Annotated in this window: 20 protein-coding genes; 11 read left to right on the top strand and 9 right to left on the bottom strand. The window is 59.3% G+C overall.

The features are described from left to right. The first annotated feature begins 5 nt into the window (after positions 1 to 5). Together WAW39_RS15330 and WAW39_RS15325 are read left to right on the top strand one after the other, a co-directional pair. Positions 6 to 2000: a VWA domain-containing protein gene (locus WAW39_RS15330; protein WP_422320073.1), complete on the top strand. Its 1995-nt coding sequence runs from the start codon at positions 6 to 8 to the stop codon at positions 1998 to 2000. Between the two features lie 144 nt (positions 2001 to 2144). Next, entirely contained in the window at positions 2145 to 4658 is a 2514-nt protein-coding gene (locus WAW39_RS15325) for a hypothetical protein (protein ID WP_422320072.1), read from the top strand. Between the two features lie 12 nt (positions 4659 to 4670). On the opposite strand, the gene WAW39_RS15320 is transcribed toward WAW39_RS15325, so the two are convergent. After that, positions 4671 to 5207 carry a ferritin gene (locus WAW39_RS15320; protein ID WP_422320071.1) on the bottom strand — a complete coding sequence of 179 codons (537 nt, stop codon included), beginning with the start codon at positions 5205 to 5207 and terminating at the stop codon, positions 4671 to 4673. A 162-nt stretch (positions 5208 to 5369) separates the two neighbouring features. Here WAW39_RS15320 and WAW39_RS15315 point away from each other — a divergent pair, with 162 nt between their 5' ends. After that, complete coding sequence (locus WAW39_RS15315; protein WP_422320070.1) at positions 5370 to 6638, top strand: MFS transporter; 1269 nt, start codon at positions 5370 to 5372, stop codon at positions 6636 to 6638. Between the two features lie 9 nt (positions 6639 to 6647). Here the strand turns inward: WAW39_RS15315 and WAW39_RS15310 are convergent, their stop codons facing one another. Then, a complete protein-coding gene (locus WAW39_RS15310; protein WP_422320069.1) occupies positions 6648 to 7031 on the bottom strand; it encodes an ATP-dependent Clp protease adaptor ClpS in 384 nt (127 codons plus the stop codon). A 142-nt stretch (positions 7032 to 7173) separates the two neighbouring features. Between WAW39_RS15310 and WAW39_RS15305 the strand changes: the two genes are divergently transcribed. Further along, positions 7174 to 7437: a hypothetical protein gene (locus WAW39_RS15305; RefSeq protein ID WP_422320068.1), complete on the top strand. Its 264-nt coding sequence runs from the start codon at positions 7174 to 7176 to the stop codon at positions 7435 to 7437. Positions 7438 to 7443: 6 nt separating this feature from the next. Here WAW39_RS15305 and WAW39_RS15300 read toward each other — a convergent pair whose 3' ends face one another. Continuing rightward, complete coding sequence (locus WAW39_RS15300; protein WP_397382139.1) at positions 7444 to 7989, bottom strand: hypothetical protein; 546 nt, start codon at positions 7987 to 7989, stop codon at positions 7444 to 7446. Between the two features lie 124 nt (positions 7990 to 8113). Here WAW39_RS15300 and WAW39_RS15295 point away from each other — a divergent pair, with 124 nt between their 5' ends. Further along, positions 8114 to 9673 (top strand): PA14 domain-containing protein, encoded by a 1560-nt coding sequence (locus tag WAW39_RS15295; protein WP_422320067.1) that lies wholly within the window; start codon positions 8114 to 8116, stop codon positions 9671 to 9673. A gap of 20 nt (positions 9674 to 9693) precedes the next feature. Further along, positions 9694 to 11202, top strand: a complete 1509-nt coding sequence (locus tag WAW39_RS15290; protein WP_422320066.1) for a DUF7133 domain-containing protein — start codon at positions 9694 to 9696, stop codon at positions 11200 to 11202. A 19-nt stretch (positions 11203 to 11221) separates the two neighbouring features. Here the strand turns inward: WAW39_RS15290 and WAW39_RS15285 are convergent, their stop codons facing one another. Further along, positions 11222 to 11845 carry a hypothetical protein gene (locus WAW39_RS15285; RefSeq protein WP_422320065.1) on the bottom strand — a complete coding sequence of 208 codons (624 nt, stop codon included), beginning with the start codon at positions 11843 to 11845 and terminating at the stop codon, positions 11222 to 11224. A 17-nt stretch (positions 11846 to 11862) separates the two neighbouring features. Next, positions 11863 to 12543, bottom strand: a complete 681-nt coding sequence (locus tag WAW39_RS15280) for a M23 family metallopeptidase (protein WP_422320064.1) — start codon at positions 12541 to 12543, stop codon at positions 11863 to 11865. A gap of 67 nt (positions 12544 to 12610) precedes the next feature. Between WAW39_RS15280 and WAW39_RS15275 the strand changes: the two genes are divergently transcribed. After that, on the top strand, positions 12611 to 14029 hold the full coding sequence (locus WAW39_RS15275) for a DUF362 domain-containing protein (protein WP_422320063.1): 1419 nt from the start codon (positions 12611 to 12613) through the stop codon (positions 14027 to 14029). Here the strand turns inward: WAW39_RS15275 and WAW39_RS15270 are convergent. Together WAW39_RS15270 and WAW39_RS15265 are read right to left on the bottom strand one after the other, a co-directional pair. Continuing rightward, positions 14018 to 14326 carry a type II toxin-antitoxin system RelE/ParE family toxin gene (locus tag WAW39_RS15270; RefSeq protein ID WP_422320062.1) on the bottom strand — a complete coding sequence of 103 codons (309 nt, stop codon included), beginning with the start codon at positions 14324 to 14326 and terminating at the stop codon, positions 14018 to 14020. The two genes, WAW39_RS15275 and WAW39_RS15270, sit on opposite strands and share 12 nt — an antisense overlap. Then, positions 14323 to 14469, bottom strand: a complete 147-nt coding sequence (locus tag WAW39_RS15265) for an addiction module protein (RefSeq protein WP_422320082.1) — start codon at positions 14467 to 14469, stop codon at positions 14323 to 14325. Before WAW39_RS15265 ends, WAW39_RS15270 begins: the two co-directional genes overlap by 4 nt. Between WAW39_RS15265 and WAW39_RS15260 the strand changes: the two genes are divergently transcribed. Next, entirely contained in the window at positions 14404 to 14565 is a 162-nt protein-coding gene (locus WAW39_RS15260) for a hypothetical protein (protein WP_422320083.1), read from the top strand. The genes WAW39_RS15265 and WAW39_RS15260 overlap by 66 nt on opposite strands. A 41-nt stretch (positions 14566 to 14606) precedes the next feature. Here the strand turns inward: WAW39_RS15260 and purD are convergent, their stop codons facing one another. After that, complete coding sequence (purD, locus tag WAW39_RS15255; RefSeq protein ID WP_422320061.1) at positions 14607 to 15857, bottom strand: phosphoribosylamine--glycine ligase; 1251 nt, start codon at positions 15855 to 15857, stop codon at positions 14607 to 14609. Between the two features lie 91 nt (positions 15858 to 15948). Between purD and WAW39_RS15250 the strand changes: the two genes are divergently transcribed. After that, positions 15949 to 17496 (top strand): DUF1549 domain-containing protein, encoded by a 1548-nt coding sequence (locus WAW39_RS15250; protein ID WP_422320060.1) that lies wholly within the window; start codon positions 15949 to 15951, stop codon positions 17494 to 17496. Positions 17497 to 17563: 67 nt separating this feature from the next. Beyond that, entirely contained in the window at positions 17564 to 19093 is a 1530-nt protein-coding gene (locus tag WAW39_RS15245) for a DUF1549 domain-containing protein (protein WP_422320059.1), read from the top strand. Here the strand turns inward: WAW39_RS15245 and WAW39_RS15240 are convergent, their stop codons facing one another. Further along, on the bottom strand, positions 19094 to 22012 hold the full coding sequence (locus WAW39_RS15240; RefSeq protein ID WP_422320058.1) for a M28 family peptidase: 2919 nt from the start codon (positions 22010 to 22012) through the stop codon (positions 19094 to 19096). A 105-nt stretch (positions 22013 to 22117) separates the two neighbouring features. Here WAW39_RS15240 and WAW39_RS15235 point away from each other — a divergent pair. Beyond that, a partial coding sequence (locus tag WAW39_RS15235; protein ID WP_422320057.1) for a 3-keto-disaccharide hydrolase occupies positions 22118 to 22621 on the top strand: 504 nt, incomplete at its 3' end.

Raw genomic sequence — 22621 nt, 5'->3', positions numbered from 1 at the left:
TTGTCATGAGTTTTGCCCATCAACATCTGCTCTGGTTCCTGCTGATCATTCCCGCGCTGGTGGGAATGAAGCTGCTGGTGGATGGACATGCCTCCAAGGCAGAGCGCCTTTTCACTGCGGTGCGTCTGCGCCCGGCGCTCGTCATGGGCCGCTCGCTGTGGCGTTCATGGCTGGTGTATGGTTTGTACATCATGGCCATGGCCTGCCTCGTCGTCGCTGTGGCCCAACCGCGCTGGGGGGAGGAAAAGCTCGAGGTTCCTGACAAGGGGCGTAACATCTTCATCGCCATCGACACCTCACGATCCATGCTCGCGCGCGATGTCCCCCCTGACCGCCTGACGCGGGCACGGCTGGCAGCGCATGACCTTGTGATGGAGCTCAGCGGAGAGCGAGTGGGCCTGCTGGCCTTTGCCGGCCGCGCCTACTTGCAGGCGCCGCTTACGACCGACCATGACGCCATCATTGAGTCGTTGCTGGCCTTCGACCACACGATCATTGAGTGGGGCGGGAGCAATCTGGCTGACCTGCTGGAGGTAACGCTGCGTGCCATCAAAGGCCTGCCCAAGAGCAATTACGCGCTGGTCATTTTCAGCGACGGCGGGGACGCCGATGCGAACCTTGTTCCTTACATCCAACGGCTCACTGCGGCGGGAATCGTTGTCGTCACCGTAGGGGTAGGCACCGAAACAGGCACGCTCATTCCAAACCCTGAGGTGGAAGGTGATTACATCCGAGACGAGGCCGGCAATGTGGTGCGGTCACAACTGCAAAGCGGTGTGCTGCAACAACTGGCCACCGCCACCGGCGGACGCTTCCTGAAACTTGATACCCGGCCGCTCAGCCGACAGTCCATCCAGCCCGTGCTCGACCGTCTGACGGAGCAGGAGTCCGCCAACCGGCAGACTTCGAGGCCGATTGAGCGCTTTGCCTGGCCGCTGAGTCTGGGTATATTCCTGCTCATGCTCGCCTGGATCATCAGCGCCCTGCCCCGCCCAGCCGCACGCCCGGTCGTGCTGGCACTGGCTGTTGCCGCCTTTACGCCAGCACCATCTGCGCAAGCCGCTGGAGCAGGAGGGGTGCTGGCCGCTCTCTTTGCAACGAGCGGGCCCACACCGGATGATGCGCTCAAGGCACTCAAGGGCGGGGAATTCAAAAAAGCTCGTGACCTTTATGGAACGCTACTGGAACGCGAGGACTTCGACGCGCATTCCCGGGAGGAACTCCTCTACGGTCTGGCCACGGCAGAACATGACCTCACCAACTACGATGGCAGCGTCAAGAATTTCAGCGAAGTGCTCCACACGCAGGACAAGTCCCTGCGCGCACGAGCGCACCGCGGACTCGGCCAGACGCTGTATGATCAAGGCGTGCGGGGCCTGCAGCAGCAGCCGAAGATCACGCTGCAACGCTGGACCGACGCGCTGCGCCATCTGGAAGCGGCTCAAGACCTCGACCCTGAAAACAAGGAACTGCGCGAAAACCGCGAACACGTGGACAAAATGCTGGCCCAACTGCGCCAAGTGATGAAGCAGATGGAAGAAAAGCAGGGCAAGAAAGGCGACAAAGGCAAGAAGGGGCAAAAAGGAGACAAGGGTCAAGGCCAGCAAGGTGAGGAGGGCGAAGAGGGAGATGCTGGCAAAGAAGGCAGCGACCCGAACGGTGAAGGTGAACCCAAAGAACCAAAAGAGGGCAAAGGTGAAAAGAAGGAGGCTGATGACGGCATCGGCGGCAAGGATGCCAAAGAATTGCCCGAAGGCCGGCTCCAGGCCGCAGGCAGCAACCCTGGCGACAAAGAAGGCCAGAAGGGCAAAGAAGGCGAAAAGCCTGGCGGAGACGATCAGAAAAAAACGGCCAAGGAAGGTCTGTCCGACCAACGCAACCCGCGCACCGGTTACACCCCCGGCGAAGCGGAAGGGATCATCCGTCAGTACATGGACGAGATCACTGCGCCGCCGACCAGCCGCTACCACACTCCGCCGCCGAACAAAAAAGACTGGTGAGCAGCCGCCTTCGGCCATGACGAACGAAATTTCCAAGCTCGAATGATTCAAAGCCTCCATCCCCACTCAATCCAGGCGCGGTCCGCAGTCATGACCGGTATTCCGGGAGTTCGTCCTTGGAAGCTCATCCCTCATTCCATCTTGATGCAGGCTCTGCTCTTCCTGACTTTCCTCATTTCCAGTGCCTCTGCAGCAACGGTGCGCGCTTATCTCCAGCCAGACCATGCGCGCACCGGGCAGGAAGTCAGTTACGTCATCACCGTGCAAAACGGCATCATCCAAAAAGAGCCCGAACTGCGACTCCCGGTGCAAGTAGGCTTGACCACTGCTCTTTCCACCCGGCAGAAAATCGACATCCAAGGTGCGCAGCAGATCATCTCCTCGCAGTTCGTCTGGGGTGTCGCCAGCAATGAACCCGGCGAGTTTGTCATTCCACCGCAGGAGGTGCTTGTTAATGGTGAGATCCTCAAAACCAACGAGGTTCGCCTGATCGTCAGTGAATCGCCAACGGCCGCTCCCACTGCAGCCGAAGATCCCACCATACCGCTGTTTCAGATCGAAGTGGGCAAGACGGAGGTTTATCAGGGCGAGGTCGTTCCCATCAGTGCCAGCCTGTTTGTGCCGCGCGGCAGTGTGATGCTGCGCCGGGTCGGCCTGATCGAAGTGAACAAGAGTGATTTTGCCATCGCCCGCTTTCCTCAGCAGGCCGACCAGAACCCGCAGCGCATCAACGACATTGACTACATCGTCATCACTTACCGGAGCACGCTCTCCGCGCTCCACGCGGGCGATCTGAAAGTGGGCCCCGCCACCTGTGAACTGTTGTACGAGGTTTTTGACGAAGCCACCCAGAGGCAGATGAGCCGGGGCCTGCCGTTTGGCATGATCATGGGTGGAGCGGAGCCACGCAAGCAGGTGGTGAAAAGCCAGGAGGTGAAGATCAAGGTTCTGCCGCTTCCGACCGAGGGCAAGCCCGCAAACTTCAGCGGTGCGGTCGGTGATTTCAGCATCAGCGCCACCGCCACCCCCAATGAACTCAGCGTGGGTGATCCGCTGGCTGTGGACATCACCATCGATGGCTCAGGCAATTTCGACGCCCTCAACGCACCCGGCCTTATGCCCCCAGAGGGATGGAAGGCGTACCCTCCGCGGCGTTACAATGTGGACGGCCCGATCGACCCCAATCTCACGCCCGCGATGCAGCGCCGCATTGGATATTCGATGGTCTTTGTGCCGGAGAAAGTGCATCCCGAGCTGCCACCGTTTGAGCTGAGCTACTTCAGTCCTACGCAGAAGAAATACGTGGCCGCACGCACGCCGCCGATTGCGCTGCGCATCAAGCCAGGCGTCATGGCGGCAGCTGCTGCGGGTGTGGAAAGCAGCGGCAGTGGAGAGGCACCCAAGCCGCCACCTGTGCAGCAGCCCAAGCCGCAGATCAGCGACATCCTCATGAACGTTCCGGCCAAGGCACGGTGGCTGAGCACGACAGCCGTCAGCGCGCCGCTGACCACCAGCGCACGTTTTTGGGCCATTCAGTCGATCCCGGCGGCGCTTGTTATTCTGGTAACGCTGTTCACATGGTTTCGCCGGCATCGAGCCGAAGCCACGAGCGGACTGCGGGGCGAACTGCAGCAAATGTGGCATGGGCTGGAGGAAAGCAATCTCGCGGATCGTGATTTCCTGCAGCGCGCCGCCCACTTCATTCACCGCAGCCAGCCGGGAGAAGTGAAGGACGAGGAACTGCGGCAGATCATCCGCCGCTATGAGACCCAAAGTTTCACCGGAGCTCCCACCTCGGGACAAGCGCTTGGCGCGGGCGAACGCAGCCGCATCCTGTCCACACTGGCACCGCTGCTGAAACGCACCGCCCTGCTCATCGCCACGCTGGCCACGCTCTCACTCAATGCCGGTGCTGCGGATGCTTCCCCTGATGAAGTGTATCAGCAGGCACGCGAGGCTCTGGAAAAAGGCAAATTCACCCAAGCACAGTACCTGGGTGAATCACTCACCAAGCAGCAGCCCCCCGCCTTGAGCTCTGCGGTTTTCACCCTCATCGCCAACGCCCGCTACCGTCAGGAAGACATGGGGCGTGCGGCGCTGTGGTACCAGCGTGCGCAGCTGCTGGACCCTTTGAATCCCGAAGTGCGGCAGAACCTGCGGCATCTTGATGAAAAGCTGCGATTCTTCCGATTCGGCGAGGACTCTCCGCTGGCTGAGTGGAGCCTGCTGCTGAACAAAAACACCTGGGTCATCGCCGCATCCGCAGGTGTGTGGATCATTCTGCTGGCTCTCATGCGCTGGATTCTTGCCGTCTCACAGAAAGGCGGCAGCGGCGGTGCTTCTGCACTGATTTTCAGCATCATCGGCCTGCTGGTTTTCATCCCTTCCGCCACTTTCGCCTCCATCCGGCCCGCGCCGGGGGACCGCGTGAAGGATGTGATGGTGGTCACAGCACGCGAAGTCAGCGCCTACACCGCAGCTACAGTCACGTCCGGCAATGTCATTGCGCTGCCACCTGGCAGCCAAGTGCGTCTGCTCGAAAAACGCGGAGCCTGGAGTTATGTGGAAGTCCCCAGCGGCGACGACCATGTGCGCGGCTGGGTCGAATCCGCCACGTACACACCGTTGTGGCCGTGGGATATGCAGTTGCTGCCGTAAAAAGCGTCAGTCTCAAGCACCACCGCCAGCCATGCTGGGGCGGGAACCACCGCCTGCGGACTTTCGGCTGCCCGCTTCGCGGTCAAGGACGAGGAGGCTGGCCGGGTCATCGCCAGCAAGTTTGAGGCGGTCGAGCATGTCGCGCACGGTCTTCTCTTCTTCCATCTGCTCATTGAGGAACCAGAGCAGGAGGTTTTTCGAAGCGTGGTCTTTGACCTGCTCCGCCACTTCGTACAAGTCATTGATCTGCTGGGTGACCTTTTCTTCCTGCTTCAGGCTGTGTTGAAAGGCGTCCATCACCGATTTGTAGTCCATCTTCGGCTTCTCGATGGGCTGCAGCTCCACTTTGGCATCACGATCCACGAGGTACTGGTAAAACTTCAGCGCATGCATGGTCTCCTCGCGGCTCTGGGCAAACATCCACTGAGCAAAGCCAGCATAAGGAGTCCGCTCAAACCACCCCGCCATGGCGAGATAGACGTAGCTGGAGGACATTTCGTTGTTGATCTGCTCATTGAGCAGCTTGGTGAGTTTAGGATTGAGTGTCATGGCGTGCGATGGGTTTGGTATCTGAAGAGATTGAACCAGCAGAGCGAACCCAGCGCAAGACTGCTCACCGTTTTTTTCAGGCTGGGAAAGCACCCCTGAAAGGTAACGGACGATTCGCTTTCCTTTAGGGCCAGTCCACGCCACGATGCGATCTCTCCAGCGATGCCACCCGACACCGCAGTCTCACCTCAACAGCATCACCCGCAGGTCGTGCGGCGGAACTTCATCTGCCACTGCCTGGAAGGCGGGTTGTACATGGGTGGAGTGGCGTTTCTCCAGCCGGAGACTGTGATGCCCAAAATGGTGGAGCAGCTGGGGGGACGCTCCGCGATCATCGCGATCATGCCAGCGATCCTGCCCGCGGCGTTTGCCATGGCGGGGCTGTTTGTGTCACCGCTGGTGGAACGACTCACGAAGTTCAAGCTGTGGGTGATGAGTTTTGGTCTGCTGCAACGACTACCGTATCTTATCACCGGGCTGGTGCTGTGGTTCTGGCAGGATGCCGGCCCGTGGCTGCTGCCCGTGGTGGTGCTGACGCCGGTGGTTTCGGGGCTCATTGGCGGCGTGGGTGTGGTGGCCTGGATGGAAATGGTGACGCGCATGGTGCCGGAGCGTGTCCGAGCCGCAGGCTGGGCCGCGCGCTACATCACGCAGGCGTGCATTGGCATGGTGGCTGGAGCGGTGATCCATCAGGTGCTCACCCATGCTCCGGGACAGCGCGGCTACGCGGTGCTGCATTTGATTACGTTTGGCTTTTTGTTTCTTTCGTGGCTGTCCCAGTCGTTTATGCGCGAACTGCCAGCGGCACGCCATTACCATCCGCAAACCGGCAGCTACTGGAGCTATCTGCGCAGCCTGCCCGGGCTGCTGGGCAAACATCCGCAACTGCTCAAGCTGATCGCAGCGCGTTTCACCGGCATGGGCTATTTGATGGTGGTGTCATTTCTTACCCTGCATGCGCTGCACACCACGGGCAGGCCGGAGGCGGATGAGGGCAGTTTCGTTTCGTTCCAGAACATCGGCACCATTCTTGGCAGCCTGCTCGCGGCCTGGCTGGGCTATCACAAAGGTGGCAGGGTGCTGCTGATTCTCTCCCGCCTCATCTGCATCACCATGTGCATCTGGGCCAGCCTGACGCATTCCTTTGGCGGCTTCACCGCCGCCTACTTTATCCTCGGCTTTGGCCTGTTTCTGGATCGAGTGGGCGATCTGACGCTCACCGCAGAACTCTGCCCTCCGGAGCGCCGCTCCACGCTGCAGGCGATTCTTGGCTTCTGCAATGTGTGGTCGCTGATGATCGCCACGAGTCTGGGTGGAGTGATTTACTCTCTCAGCGGTTCATTTTACCTCGTCGCCTGTCTCGCGGCGGTGATGTCGGTCATTTCGATCCTGATTCTACGGGGCATTCCGGAGCCGCGTGGAAAAAGCTGAGCCCTGCGGCTACTCCGAGCACTCGATCAAAGCCTTCATGGAGACTTGTCCTTGAGGCGTGTCTTCCTGCGGATCAGGCCCGAATTCCTCAATCTGCTGCTGCCGCAGTTCCGCCAGCTCCTTGTGAACTGTGGCCACGATCACGCGCCCCGTGTCGTTCACCTCATCAGCCATGCGTTTGCCGAGATCCCGCGAATGACCAAAGATGGCATGCAACATTTCGACCACATATTCGAAAGTGTGGAAATCATCATCCAGCAGGATGACATGCCAGGGGGGCTCCATCGCGGGCGGAGCCGTGAGCGGCTGCACACGCGGCTGGTGCGGAGCCACGCGGGGCTGCCGCGGTCTCACCGGAGCCGTCGCACAGCGGATGTCAGCATGGGAAATCATTGACTATAATATGCCTCAGCCCAGCATTCTCTCAAGCTCCCACATACGCCACGCGCCTGCGGCTGCGATTTAGTCCGCCGGATTTGTGCTGAGGACGGGGATTGCTTGCCTAGAAGTATTGAAGCGTGGCAGAATTTTAATTATGAATCCTTCCATCTGCCGCACTCTCAGCACGATCTGCTTCCAAGCGGGCATGCTCTCCGTCATCCTTTCCATCTGGAGCTGGTGGTTTTTTAACGGTGAAACGCCTGAACAGTCCGCGCATGCGGAACGCCTGGGCATTTTCATCGGCCTGTGGGCGCCAACGCTGCTGATCCTTTCCAACCGCTTTGACCGCTATGCGGACAAAGCCAAGGATCTCCCCGGCTTGAACAATGGCAGCGGCGACACAACCGAGGAAGGCTGATACGGATCACATCGGTTCGCGGCCGGTGGCTTCGACATACTGCTGGCGCAGGCCGTTGTAAGCCTGCTGCCATTCATCCACCACGCGCTGCAGTTCCATCACCTGCTTTTCCAGCGTGGAGATGCGCGACTGCTGCATGACATCTCCCATGCCGCTCTTTTCATCCGGGCGGCCGGTGCCGATCAAGGTGGTGGCGGCGCTGCGAATATGGTGCGGGCTGGCCTGAAACCAGGAGAGATCCGCCAGGCGCGACTCCTTGTTGTCGAGGCAGTTGATGATGGTCACATTTTCATCGATCTCGCCAGTGGCCATGAATTCCTGGATCGTTGCCACGTTCGTCGGGCCGTAGAGGTAGTTGTCCGGCATCTGCACCAGCAGGTCCATCTGCAGTTCAGGGATCATCGGTGCACGCTGCCAGCTCATGCGGTTGTCGCTGGAGATCTTGTCGAGCGGAGAAATCTTGGCGTCAGCCGCCCATCCACGCAGAGTTTCGAGATCTTTGGCTTCATAAACTTCCTTGTCCGAGGCTTTGAGCAGATACCAAGTGTGCATGGGGAGAGATAACCAAATTCCGAGGCCTGCGCCAAGCCCAAAGTGCGAAGGAAATAAAACTCAGGACATTGACGCTGCCTTTTCGCAAGGCAACCTCCGCCGCCTTCGTTTAAACGCGCTCCTTATGACCCGCCTGCTTTTCGCCATTCTTCTCGCCGCCGCCACCGCCCGGGCCGCCGAGCCCGCCGTCTTTTCGCTCAAGACGATGACTGCGCAGATGAAATACGACACTGCCGAACTGCTGGTGCAGCCGGGGCAGCCGGTGAAGATCACCTTTGAAAACGGGGATGATCTGCCGCACAACCTGGTCTTCTGCCAGCCGGGCACCGACACCGCCGCCATGGCGATGAAGCAGATGGAAAAGCCGGAGGAGGCCCTGAAGCGCAACTGGCTGCCCGACGACAAGCGCATCTGGGTGCACTCCAAGATGCTCAATCCGCATGAAAAGGAGGTGCTCAGTTTTTCTGCGCCTGAGAAAGCAGGGAGTTACCCGTATGTCTGCACTTTCCCGGGGCATGCGCTGACGATGCGCGGCGTGCTGAAAGTGGCACCGGTGGGAGACACGCTGCATGACCTGCAATTCGCGCTATACCTCGGCAACTGGAAGCAGCTTCCGGATTTCTCCAAGTTGAAGCCGCACCGTGAGGGCAAGATCGAGGACAACCTGCTTCAGGTGAAACTGGACGACTACAAGAATGAGTTCGGCGTGATCTTTACTGGCAAGCTCATTGCTCCGAAGAAGGGCTCGTATCGTTTTTATCTTTCCAGTGATGATGGCTCGCGCATTCTGATCGATGGCAAGGAGATCCTGGCCTATGACGGCATTCACCCTTCCGGCGACATCAAGGAACAAGGCATCACGCTGGAAAAAGGTGAGCATGTGTTTCGCCTCGAATATTTCCAGGGCGGCGGGCAGATCGAGCTGTATGCGGCATGGAAGGGCGCGGATACGCAGATCACGCCGCTGTCCAAGTGGCTGCATCCGAAATGGCAGGGCGGCACGAAAAAGCAGAAGGAGTTCGAGCCCATCCCGCTGGTGGTGAAGGGCGAGGCGGTGATCTACCGCAATTTCATTCAAGGCGCGGGCAATCGCGGCATTGGTGTGGGTTATCCTGGAGGCGTGAACATTGCGTGGAGTGCGGAGAGCATGAATCTGGCGCTCATCTGGCGGGGGGCCTTCATGGATGCCTCCAGGCACTGGAACTCACGTGGTGGCGGCCACGAAAAGCCTCTAGGGTACGATGTGCTGCAACCTACGGGTGAGGTCACACCAGCATTCTTTGTCACGGACAAACCCGATGCGGAATGGCCGAAGTGGGACAAGACCAAGCGCTATGAAGGCTTTCACTGGCTGGGCTACTCGCTGGATGCGAAACGCAGCCCGACCTTCCGTTACACGTGGCAGGGTGCTGAGGTGGAGGAGTCCTTCCAAGTGGAAGGCAACGGCAACAAGCCTGAGGGCAACGCAAAGCTGATCCGCACGATCAAGGTCAGCGGCAAGCTTCCAGCCAATGCGTGGTATCGCATCGGCAGCGGTGTATTTGAAAGCAAGGACGGCAGCTTTGTTAGCAAAGGGCCGCTTCCCTACCGCATCACCGCTGAAGGAGCGCAGCTCGCCGGCCAGAACCTTGTTGTCCCTGCCAAAGCGGGAACGATGACCATCACCTACCAGTGGGCCCAGTAATCCTTTCGCCACGCACTGCCATGAAACGCTTTTTCATTCTTTCCCTGCTCTGCACGCCGCTTTTCGCCGCTGATCCGGTGGAAGCTGATTTCTACAAGATCACCACTTTTGAAACACCGAAGGAGACGGCGATGGAGGTGGGCTCCATCGACCTGATGCCGGATGGCAAGCTGGCACTGGGGACACGCCGAGGTGAGATCTGGATCGTCAGCGGTGCTGGCAGCAATGATGCCTCCAATGTGAGCTACAAGCTGTTTGCCTCAGGCCTGCATGAGGTACTAGGCATTGCCTACAATCCGAAAGACAAGAACCTCTATGCGACCACGCGCTATGAGATCACGCGCCTCAAGGACACCGACAATGACGGACGCGCGGATGTCTTTGAAAATGTGAACGACAACTGGGGCGTGTCCGGCGACTACCATGAGTATGCCATTGGCAGTCGTTTTGACAAAGCGGGCGATCTTTGGGTGACGCTGTGCCTGACCGGTTCCTTCAGCAGCGCGGTGCCGTTTCGCGGCTGGGCGCTGCGGATCAAACCTGATGGAACCATGGTGCCGACATGCTCCGGCATCCGCAGCCCGGGAGGCATTGGTTTCGATGCGGATGGCGAAGTGTATTACTGCGACAATCAAGGCCCGTGGCATGGCTCATGCACGCTGCAGCATCTGGTTCCTGGATCCTTCCAAGGACATCCGGGCGGCAACATCTGGTATGATCTCGCTCCGAACATGGGACCGCGCCCGATCGACCCGATTCCTGAAGCCTTTCAAGGTGACAAAGGCCGCAAAGACAAACGTGAAGGAGGAGATCCTGACCGCATGGTGAAGGAACGTGAGCGCATCAAGCAGCTCCTGCCGCCGGCGGTTTATCTCGTGCACGGCAAGATTGGCAACTCCGCCAGTGCCATCATCTGCGATCTCAGTGCTGGCAAGTTTGGCCCCTTCAGCAAGCAGTTCTTTGTGGCGGATCAAAGCCACAGCAATCTGAGCCGCGTCTATCTCGAAACGGTGAACGGGATCAAGCAAGGGGTGGTCATTCCCTTCCGCAGCGGCTTTGCCAGCGGCATCATCGGCGGACGCATGGATGAAGAGGGCCGAGTCTTTGTCGGTGGCAGTGACCGAGGCTGGGGCGCACGAGGTGGAAAGCCCTTCTGCTTTGAAAAGTGCGAGTGGACAGGCAAGACACCTTTTGAGGTGCATGAAATGCACGCGAAGCCGGACGGCTTTGAGGTGACATTCACGCAGCCCGTGGACCCCACCACCGCAGGTGATGTGAAGAGCTACAGCATGCGCGAGTTTACGTATGCGTATCGCGAACAATACGGCGGCGATGAAGTCTCGGAAGTCTTGCCCAAGATCACCGCCGCAACCGTCGCCGCAGATGGCAAATCCGTGCGCCTGACGATCTCGCCACTGACCAAAGGCCACATTCATGAGCTGCATCTGGATGGTGTGAAGAGCGCTGAGAAGCTTCCGCTGCTGCACAAGGTGGGCTATTACACGCTGAACGAGATTCCTGCGAAGTAAGAGGGGGTAACCCCGATTATCACTTCATCGGTTTTGCCTTGGGGACATCCATCAGTTTCAGGGATGGCTCGGAATTTTGCACCTGGGGCTCCATAGCCGCTACAGGTTCGGCACGTCTCACTTCGACAATGGGAATGTTGCGGGTTTGCAACGGCAGTTCTGCACGCTTCACCTGCTCTCCCGCCATTGGCTGGGGTGGCGCGGCAGTGGGCAGGACTGCGCGACGCACCTCCATCTGCTCCTCGGCAGCAGCCACAACTACCGGGGCAGTATAGTTTTTCACTGCCGCAGTAATCAGGGCCGAACGGGCAGGTGCCAGATCCATCGCCGTTTCTACAATTTTGCGCACCTGCGCTGGCTCTGCATTTACAGCATCCATGGCGGCGGTGACTATCTCTGCGGCACAGGCTTCGTGAATGACCAGCGCCTCCTCCAGGCGCATCACCAACTTGTCAGGCTCCATGCGGATCGAAGTGAAGAGCTCCCCGCAAAGTGTCTCGCAGGAGATCTGGGCCGGAGTCGATTTCACTGGCTGAGCGAGCCCTGGTGAAGTCACCAGGACAAGCAGACAGCAAAATGCAGAGATCAAACGCATGGGTTGAAGGAGCTTCAAGAATGACGGATTCAAATGGGCTTCCTTCAAATCATCTTTTGGGGGTTTTAGTCTTTTTCTGGCGGTGGGTTCAGAATGTCTGCTTCGGCACCCCGATGTGCTCGGATGAACTGTTCAGGTGCAACACGGTTCAGGGGTGTATCAGCATATCCCTGGCCAGGATTCACATAAGGACCAAGCCGCACTTCGAAATGCAAATGTGCCAAATAGGCACCCTCAGCCGTTCCCACCGTGCCGATCTCATCGCCGCGCTGCACCAGTTGGCCGACTTCTACTCGGATCGACTGCAAATGCGCATACATGGTCTGGATCACTGGACCGAGTTCATCATGGTCCGGCAGGCGATGGGCAATGAGGATCATTTTGCCCCAACCCGGCCCAGGAATGCCCGCATACACCACGCGCCCGGCTCCTGAGGCGTAAACGGAAGCGCCCAAATCCGAATTGCCGCCGCCGATGCCGTTCAAGTCATCGCCAAGGTGTCGTGAGATGCGAAAAGGCCGGGCATTGTAGGTGAGTGCGCCGTGCTCAGACCCCATGGGCATGTCAAACCGGGTGGCGAGAGGCAAGGTGGCGACTTCAAGGGGAGTCAGTCGAACGAAAGCCGGATCTAGCGGCGTGAGCGCAGAGGAAGGCGAGATCCCAAAACGCAGCCAGATCACGCCGATGACCACCGCCGTGAGGGCGAGGGTCAAAAGCACGCGCATGATCCGCACCAATGTCTGCATGAGGGAGATTCGAGGGCTGCGGGAGCGTTGCAAAGGGAACGTGCCGCCCTTAAATAACCGCATTCCTGTGAACACGCTCTCCCCTTCCTCGTTCGGCGCCCCCAAAGTCTCCGTCTTCAGCGGCAAAGCCAGCTATGACGATGCCGATGCCCTGCGGCAGCAGATTGAGGATGCGATCAAAGCCCTGGAACTCTCTGCGGACTTCATCACTCCGGGCGACCGTGTGGTCATCAAGCCGAACTGGGTCAAGGAGCACAATGCCAGCAAGCCGGAGGATGAAGGGGGCTGGCTCACCATCATCACACATCCAGCCGTGGTGCGCGAAGTCGCCCGCTGGGCCGCGAGAAAGCTTCAGGGACATGGATCTGTGACGCTGTGTGATGCGCCGCAGAGTGACTCGTCTTTCGCCACGATTCGCCGCCTGCACCGGCTGGATGATCTCATCACTGATCTCACCAAGGAGTTTCCAGGCGTCGCATTTCTGCTGTTCGACATGCGGTGTGAAGAGTGGACCATTGATGATGGAGTCACCATCGCCAAACGAGAACTGCCGAGTGATCCCTCCGGGGCTGTGGACATTCATCTGGATGCGGACAGCGAATTTCTGGGGCATCCTGGCCTGGGCAAGCTGTATGGAGCGTCGTTTGATTTCGCCACGACGAACCGGCAGCACACGGACCCGCATCATGAGTACCGCATCTGCCGCACGCCGATGAATGCGGATGTGCTGATCAATGTGCCGAAGCTCAAGACGCACAAAAAAGTTGGGCTCACGGTGGCGCTGAAAAATCTGGTGGGCACCACGCCACGCACCAACTGGTTGCCGCGCCATACGGAGGGCACGCCTGCGGAGGGTGGTGATCAATTTGCCGAATCCACAGCGAAGCGGGCGCTGGAAGGGACGCTGATGCGCACCGCCAAAAAGATCCTCTTTGGGCGGTTTTTCCTCTCCAAGCTTTTCGTGCCGCTGAAGAAGCTGGGGCGTGTCATCTTCGGAGACACCAAGGAGGTCGTGCGCTCAGGCAACTGGCATGGCAACAACACCGCGTGGCGCATGATCCTGGATCTGCACAAGTGCTTCTTCTACTTCGACGGGCGCGGCGTGCGGCGTGACAAACCGCTGCGCTACCTGACGATTGTCGATGGCATCATCGGCGGTGATGGCGATGGTCCGATGTCATGCGATCCTGTGGCGAGTGGCGTCATTCTCGCCGGGACGCATCCGGTGGCTGTTGATTGTGTGAGCGCGCAACTGATGGGACTCAATTGGAAAAAGACCCGGCTGCTTAACGATGCTTTCGCCATTCAGCGACTGCCGATCACGGGATTTGCGCCCTCAGATATCACCGTGGCATCGAACAAGGCAGAGTGGAGCGGGCCATTTGAGGAGATGAAGCATTGTTTCGAGTTCCAATGCCACTTTGGCTGGGCCGGGCATCTGGAGAGTGATGAGAGGCTGGCGAAGATGGGGAAGTCAGCGGTCTGATCCCGAACGTTGCTTCCAGTAATCGGGATGCTGGCTGGCATGTGCTACAGCTGCGATGATGATTCGATCACCACGAATGAAATAGGCGACGTAATAAGGGAAGCCTCTCAAGTTCACGCGCCTGAAGCCTCCTTTCCGCTCATTCCAATGCAGCGGTGAACGGGCAATTGCAGCACAGGCGTTTTCCACCAGTTGACGAAAGCGAAAGCCAAGATCGGGATCGCAGGATTGGTAGTAGAGAGTGGCCTCTTCCACCTCGCGAAACGCTTCGGGGAGAAACTCGAAGCCGCCATTCATCGGCCAGGAGCTATAACGGCAAGGCGGGCAAAAACCTCCGAAGCAGGAACCGTCTGGGAAAACCCAGCATCAAAGCGATGAATGCGTTGTCCGATCTCTTCCTCCCAGGCAGCCTCCGTCCCCTCGTCAACGTTTGGCTCCACGCTGACAAGCAGCTGTCGCGCAAGGATCAGGCGCTCGTCGCGAGTGAGCACCAGCGCATCTCTGGCAACAGCATCAAGTGTGGCAGGCATGGCTGAATGTTAATCAAACCGGTCCGCTTTGTCGAATTCCAAATGTCTCACTCAAAGTGCATCTTACCAATGTCTGAGCGGCGTTGCAGGCCGTCAAAGGTGATCTTGGTGCTCTCGGCGTAGGCTTTCTCCCGGGCTTCGACACGGGTTGCACCCTGCGCCACGACGGCGAGCACACGGCCGCCGTTGGTTTCAAACTGGCCGGCGGTGTTCTTTTTCGTGCCGCAGTGATACACACGGGCACCACTCACAGATTCCAGTCCAGAGATGACATCGCCATTGCGCGATGAGGCTGGGTAACCGGCGCTGGCGCTGATGAGGCAGATACTCCAACCGGGCTGGAAGCGGATGAGGTCGGGCTGGAGGTTTCCTTTGGCGGCCTCGAAAGCATAAGTGGCGAAATCACCGCGCAGCATGGGGAGCACGGCTTCGGCTTCAGGGTCGCCGAAACGGCAGTTGTACTCGATGACCTGTGGGCCGTTGGGGGTTAGCATGAGGCCGAAGTAGAGGAAGCCGCGGTATTTGAGGCCGTCCTTCAAGATGCCTTGCACGGTGGGCTGGACGATCTCGCGCTCGATGCGCTGCATGAGCGCGGGGTCTGCGAGTTCTAGAGAAGCGACTGCGCCCATGCCGCCGGTATTGGGCCCCTGGTCGTTGTCGCGGATGCGCTTGTAATCGCGCGCGGGCATGAGGATCTGATATTTGTCATCGCACACGGAGGCGAAGATGGAGATTTCGGGGCCGGTGAGGCATTTTTCTACAAGCAGATCGCCCGCGCCGAAGCAGCGCTTTTCCATGACGTCATCGACGAAGGCTTCGGCCTCATCATTGGAGGTGCAGACGGCGACGCCTTTGCCGGCAGCAAGGCCGTCAAACTTCAGCACGATGGGCATTTCCGTCAGGGCGGCCTTGGCCTCCGCTGCGGTGGTGCAGATGGTGAAATCTGCGGTGGGGATGCCATGGCGCTTCAAAAACTTCTTCGCGAAGGTTTTCGATGCTTCAAGCTGGGCGATCTCTTTCCGGGGGCCCCAGCAGGGGATGCCGGCCTCGGCGCAGAGATTGGACAGGCCGCTGTCTTTCACGAGCAGTGCTTCTTCACCCGCCATGCAGAGGTCGATGCTGTTCTGCTTCATCCAGGTGATCAGCTCTGGTAGCCCGGTCACATCCACACGCGTGGCCAAAGTGGCGATGGCATCGCTGCCCGGGTACGCGAAGAGTTCGTGCTTTTGCGGGGATTCGCTGAGTGCGGTGATGAGCGCGTGTTCACGACCGCCTTTGCCTGTAACGAGGATTTTCATGGGGGGTGTTTCTTAGCGCGGCCCGTGGTCTGCGCAAGCCTGCACGAAAGTCTGGTTCTAAGAACTTGGGGGGCCAGCCGTTGCAGCCAGCATGAAATGCTGCCTGCCCATCTGCGCCCTGTTGATTTCCTGCGTGCCTGAGAAAGGAGGCAAGCAGGCGGATTTGCCATCAGGGATGCCCGACGCGATCCAGCAGGCGGCCGACCAACTGGATGCTGCGCTGATGCATGATTACATGCTGATGTTTGAGAAGCGGCTGAAGAATCCGCACTCAGTCGCCGCGCCGATGCTACCACCGATGGCGGATGACACGGTCTTTCTTCGGCGGGCGTGCATTGACCTGGCTGGAAGGCTGCCGCGAGCGGATGAGGTGCGCGCATTCATAGCTGACACAGCGCGCGACAAACACGCGCGACTGACGGATGCGCTGACGCGTGAGCCGGGTGCAGCAGAGGTGCGCTTTCGCATGCTGGCGGAGGCGTTTAGGGTGAAGGACTATGAATACAAAACAGTCGCGTGGCTGAGGCAGGCGGCGATGGAAGACCGGCCGTATGCGGAAATCGTGGCGTACATGATCGGGGGTGGGCATGTGTCCGAAATGAGGGAGAGCAACCCGCGGCGCACGTGCGCGGAGACGGCCGCTACGGTGCTGGGTGTGGACGTTTACTGTGCGATGTGCCATGACCATCCTTTCGGTGGACCCACGCAGCGTGAATTTTATGGTTTTGCCGCGTGCTTTACCGGGCAGAAGGAGATGAAGCTGCCGCTGCACTACTTGTACCCTGATGGCAAGCCCGGAGAGGTGGTTCCACCTAGTACGCTGCGACTGGGATGGTGGAGGGATCTTCGAAGTGATCAGGACAAACTGGTGCAGGTGGTCAAATGGATGACGCAGGAGGAACCGAGCGGGCGCTATGCGATGGTAGCATCTCTGCGGGTGTGGAGCGGACTGTTTGGCATGCCTGGGCAGGAAGTGGACATGACAGTGGGCGGGGTGGATGATGCGCCGCCGTGGCATGGCTTTCCTGGGGAGAACACGCCTGATCACTATCACCGGAGCTGCTTTGATGGATCGCCGCGCGGAGCAGCCACATGGATAGGACTGCAGCTCAATTCTGCGAGCGATTTTACCCAAGCGACCAAGTTGCTGACGGAAGAGTTTATGAGATGTGGAGGACGACTGGCGGAATTTCAGCGCATCCTGGCGCGCACGGAGGCGTACAGGCGTTCCGGCATCGACTACAACTCGAACTGGAGAGAGTGCTACCTGGCACCGGCACCGCAGATCCGCAGACTGCCTTCCGAAGTGATCTGGAAAACAATCACGGCTGAAGACGACAGCCAGCTGCCACAGGTGCCGGAGCCCGAGCACCCGCTGCGCATGCTGGGCCGTGGCACACGTGAATACACGGACGAAAGCCGGACACCGCTCTCGCACGAACTGGTGCGCTTTATGATGAATGACAAGCTCATCGTTCGAGCAACGGCGAAGGCGAGCGATGCCGAGAGAATGTTTCTGGAGCTGCTGGGCCGTGAACCCACTGAAAGCGAACGAACGGCCATCGTGAGCAGTGGATCTTCCGATGAGGATGTGGCCTGGGCGCTGCTGAACACCAACGAGTTCATGTTTCGCCCGTGAGTGAATTGCTGGCAAAAGGCATTCAAAGAATCTCTAAGAAGATGACTTGTGAACCGTTGCTGCCAGCATGAAACGCCAGCTGCTCTTTTGCCTGCCGCTCTTGTTGGGTCCCTCATTGCTCGCCGACATTGTTCCTGAGACTGCGGCGGCTTACATCGATACCGCGCTGGAGCGTGAGTATGCGGCAGCACAGACGCCGCGCGGCATGAGACCCTTGCCCGTAAATTTGCCGCCCGAAGCAGATGATGCCACCTTTCTGCGTCGGGCCTGCATTGATTTGGCAGGAAGACTGCCCAAGCCGGAGGAGGCGAAAATCTTCCTCACGAGTGCATCACCAATCAAACGCGCCGTCCTCACAGATGCCTTGGTGAAGGAGCCTGCAGCTGCTGAAGCCCGCTTTCGCATGCTGGCGGAAACGTTTCGTGTGAAGGACGATGCCGCCGTGATCACCTGGCTGAGACAGGCCGCGCTGGATGACCGCCCCTACGATCAAATCATCACCTACATGGTCGGTGAGGGCCACATGAGCCGGCGGGACAAAGGCAATGCGTTCCGTACCGCGGTGGAAACCGCCTATGCCGTGGTGGGGGAGGACATGCACTGCTCGCAGTGCCACGACAACGCTTACAACGACCATGTGCAGATGGAGGCCTATCAATTTGCGGCCTGCTTTACTGCCAATGATGAAGGCGACAACATCCGACTGCCTTCGACTTACTGGTACCGCGATGGAAAACCCGGAGAACAAGTGAAGCCGAAGCTCCTGCGCTTGTCTCGTGAGGTCCCTCCTTCTGTCAAATCAGGCAAAGATCAGCGCATGCTCGTTGCCCAGTGGCTGACCAAGGAAAGCAGCCGGCGCTTTGTCTTCGTGGAGGCCCTGCGCGTCTGGAGCAGCCTCTTTGGCATGCCCGGACAAAACGTGGACCACACCATCGGCGGCAGTGATCCGGTGCCAAGCTGGGAAGAGGTCCATGAGAATTCAGACATTCCCGTGACTTTCCGGAAATGCTACGGCGCCCAGCATCCCAACAGGGTCCCGTGGGTCGGCCTGGAGCCATCCTCACTAAAGGCACCAAATGTGGAGGTCGTTCTTGCTGATGTTTTCCGACACTGCGGTTACCGCATTGGCGTATTTCAGCGCATTCTGGCCCGCACCCGTGCCTACGGACGCATGGGAGTGGATCCTCATCGCAGCGGTTACATGGTGCCCGCGCCTCACATCCGACGCCTGCCTGCTGAAGTCATCTGGGATGCGCTGTCCCCGGAAAAAAGCTCTCAACTGCCGCAGGTGCCGCCGCTGGAGCATCCGCTGCGCATGCTGGGCCGTGGCACGCGAGAGTGGTCTGACGAAAGCATCACACCGATCTCGCATGAACTCGCCTGCTTCATGATGAACAGCGCAGACATGGAACTCGCGGTGGCACCTGGGCCGGCAGATCGCTCCACTGAGGACCTGTTCCTCTCCATCCTCGGGAGGTATCCCAATGGCCTCGAAAAAGCCATCGCCCAGCAGCACCGGAATGAAGCGCCGCAAACTGCGGACGCGGACATCGCCTGGGCCTTGCTGAACACGAGGGAGTTTATGTTCAGGCCGTGATCAATCGCGCGAGCCGGGGGTGATCTTCATCTGCACTTCTTTGCCTTCGCGCTGGACGCTGATGGTTGTCTCCTTGCCGATCTTGAGATCTCCCATGACGTAGGTGTAGTCGTAGATGTTGGTGATGTCTTTCCCGCCGAGTTTGATGATGATGTCGCCGGCTTTGACGCCTGCTTTGGCAGCGGGACCGATGGGGGAGACGCCGCTGAGTTTGACGCCTTTGATGTCGCCCTGGGCGTAGTCGGGGATGGTGCCGAGGTAGGCGCGGAGGCCGGTGCGGGCTCCCTGATTTTTTGGGGCCTCCATGGCGACGTAGTCAGGTGCGGGATCGGTGGTGGCGATGCCGCGGGCGATGAGGCCCATGAGCTTGGCGATCTTGACGGCGTTGACGTAGTCGATCTTGTCCGCCGTGTCGCTGGGCATGTGGTAGTCGGCATGGGAGCCAGTGAAGGCGTTCAGCGTGGGGATGCCGCGCAGATAAAACGCGGTGCTGTCGGTGGGGAGGTGGGCGTCGTTTTGGGTGGTGATGGGCAGGCCGATGGGGGCATTGCGTTTTTCGATTTCCTTGGCCCAAATGGAGCTGCTGCCAAGCCCCTGCATGACGAGCGTCTTCTGGAAGCGACCGATCATGTCCATGTTCAGGCAGGCGGCGAACATGCCGGTGAGTTTCGCGTTGGGATCGCCTTTGATCATCTTGGCATAGACCTCGACGAAGTGATTGCTGCCGAGCAGGCCGAGCTCCTCGCCACTCCAGGCGGCGAAGATGATGTCGCGCTTGAGGGTGAGCTTGCCCTGCTTTTTCAAGTCGGCGAGCCACTGGGCGATTTCGAGCACGCCGGAAGTGCCGGAGGCGTTGTCGTCGGCGCCGTGGTGGATCTTGTTCACTTCATCGCCCTTGGCGCGAGAGTTCGAGCCGCCGCTGCTGCCGAGGTGATCCACATGAGCGCAGACGATGAGCGGCGCGACGTGAGGATCGGGCTTGTCGCCGTAGGGCAGCACGCCGAGGACGTTGCGGCCTTTTTTCTTTTCCTGCTGGATGACGATGTTCGCGCTGAGCGTGAGGCCTTTGCAGTCGATGCCGCCCATGAGATCGCCATTGTCGAGTTTGTCCTGGAGTTCCTTGAGGTTCTTGCCGGCGCTGGCGAGCAGTTTGTCGCCGACGGCATCGGTGATGCTGATGGCGGCGATGCCGCTGGTGGCGAGGGAGGCATCAAACGTGAGCGGTGAGAGCTGCTGCACGACTTTGGAATTGGGCCCGCTGACGACGATGAGACCGCGCGCGCCTTTCTGGCGTGCGGTGAGCGCTTTGTAGCGGAGGCTGGCGTAGCGGCTGAGATCGTTGCGGCGTTCCTGCGTGATGCCTTCGGGCAGGTAGCGGAAGACGAGCACCCATTTATCCTTCACGTCCAGATGCGCGTAGCTGCTGTAAGTCTCGATCTTTTTGCCATCGTTGCCGGTGGCTTCGTCTGGGGTTTCGATGCCGTAACCAGCGAACACGATGCCTGCGGCTTTGACTTCGCCGTTTTGGGAGAAGGAGAGAGGTTTCCAGTCCACATCGACCTTCAAATCACTGCCACTGAGCTTCAACTCATTGCCTTCGCCGAGCGCGACGCCGGCGGTGAAGTCGAAGTTGTCGAAGTAGGTGTCGTCATCGCCCATGGGAGCGAGGCCGATCTTTTGGAAGACGTCTGCGACATACTGGGTGGCGAGTTTTTCACCTTCCGTGCCGGTGAGGCGGCCGCCGAGGGCATCGCTGGCGAGGTAGCTGACCTGCTGCTTCATGTCTTCAGGGCGGATTTCAGCGGCGGTGGCGGAGAAGTCGGGCTCTGGAGTCTTGGTGATAACCGCCTGCGGATCGGTCTTGAGCCCGAGTGCGGTGAGTGCGTGATCGTGGTCCCAGTCGGCGAGGTAAATCTGGGAGGCGCCCCCTGCCCCGCGGCCGCTGGTCCAGGAGAGCTTTTTGCCATCTGGGGAGAAGACGGGCAGGCCATCGAAGCCGTCCGTGGTGGTGACGCGCACGGGGTCGTGCTTGCCGGCGGCATCGACGATGTAGAGTTCGAAATTGGCAAAGCCGTTGAGGTTCGTGGTGAAGATGAGGTACTCGCCACTGGGGTGGAAATATGGGGCCCAGCTCATGGCGCCGAGCTTGGTGATGGGTTTTTGATCGCTGCCGTCAGCGTTCATGATCCAGACTTCGGCCACGTCTCCTTTCGGCGTGAAGCGGCGCCAGCAGATGCGTTTGCCATCGGCGCTGAAGAAGGGGCCGCCATCGTAGCCGGGGGCATCGGTGAGGCGCTTCACGTTCGAGCCGTCGGCATCGGCGGTGTAGATCTCCATGAAGTACTGTTTGTCGATCTTCAGACGCTCTTCGTCCTCTTTGCTGAGCTTCGTTTCGTAGGCCTGGCGATTGCTGGCGAAGACGATCTTTTTGCCGTCAGGAGAGTAGTCGCCCTCGGCATCGTAGCCGCGGGTGTGAGTGAGGTTTTTGAGGGACTTGTCCACCAGGGAGTATTCCCAGATGTCGTAGTGCTCGTCGTAGTCCCAGGAATAGCGGCGCACTTTGGCGTTCTTGCGCTCATCATACTCAGCGGCTTGCAGCTTTTTTGAGTCGGGGTCGGTGTGAGTGGAGGCGAAGAGGACGCGTTTGCCGTCGGGGTGAATCCAGGCGCAGGTGGTCTTGCCCATGCCGGGGGAGATGCGCTCCTGATCGCCTGTTTCCAGATCCATGAGGTAGATTTGGTAAAACGGGTTCCCATCTTCGCGCTCGGACTGGAAGATCATCTTCTTGCCATCGGCGGAGAAGTAGCCCTCCCCGGAGCGTTTGCCCTCGAAGGTGAGCTGGCGAGGGGCTGTAATGAAATCCGCCTCGGTCTGGGCAAAGACGGCGGTGGAGAGGCAAAGGAAGGCGAGGAGGCGCATGGTTTGGGATAAAGAACATACGTCTGGCAGGGATGTTTGCAGAAACTTTGCGGATGCATCCGGCTCGAATCCGCGTTTGATCCGCCCCGACCTTTTTTTCCGACCATGCGCTTACTCCCCCTTCTTGCTCTTTTTCCCTTGCTGGTTTCCGCCGCTGAACCGGTGTCTCTGTTTGATGGCAAGACGCTCAAAGGCTGGGATGGCGAAACGACGAAAGTCTGGCGGGTGCAGGATGGGGTGATCGTGGGTGGGTCACTGGAGGGGAATCCGCAGAACGAATTCCTGACTGCAAAGAAGGTTTACCGGAATTTTATCCTGCGGCTGGAATACAAGCTGGAGGGCACTGAGGGCTTTGTGAATGGGGGCGTACAGTTCCGCAGCGTACGCATCGCACAGCCGCCAAACGAGATGAGTGGCTATCAGGCGGACATCGGCGCAGGTTATTCGGGCTGCCTCTATGATGAGTCCCGCCGCAAAAAGATGCTGCTGCAGCCTGCCAAGGAACTGATCGAAAAGGCGGAGAAGCCGGGCGAGTGGAACACGTACGAAATCCGCGCCGAGGAGCAGCGCATCCAGCTCTTTGTGAACAAGGTGCGCACGGTCGATTAC

It is taken from the genome of Prosthecobacter sp., assembly GCF_049294395.1.
Classification (GTDB): domain Bacteria; phylum Verrucomicrobiota; class Verrucomicrobiia; order Verrucomicrobiales; family Verrucomicrobiaceae; genus Prosthecobacter.
The sequence above is the reverse complement of the archived record's forward strand: the minus strand, read 5'-3'. Positions and strand labels throughout refer to the sequence as shown.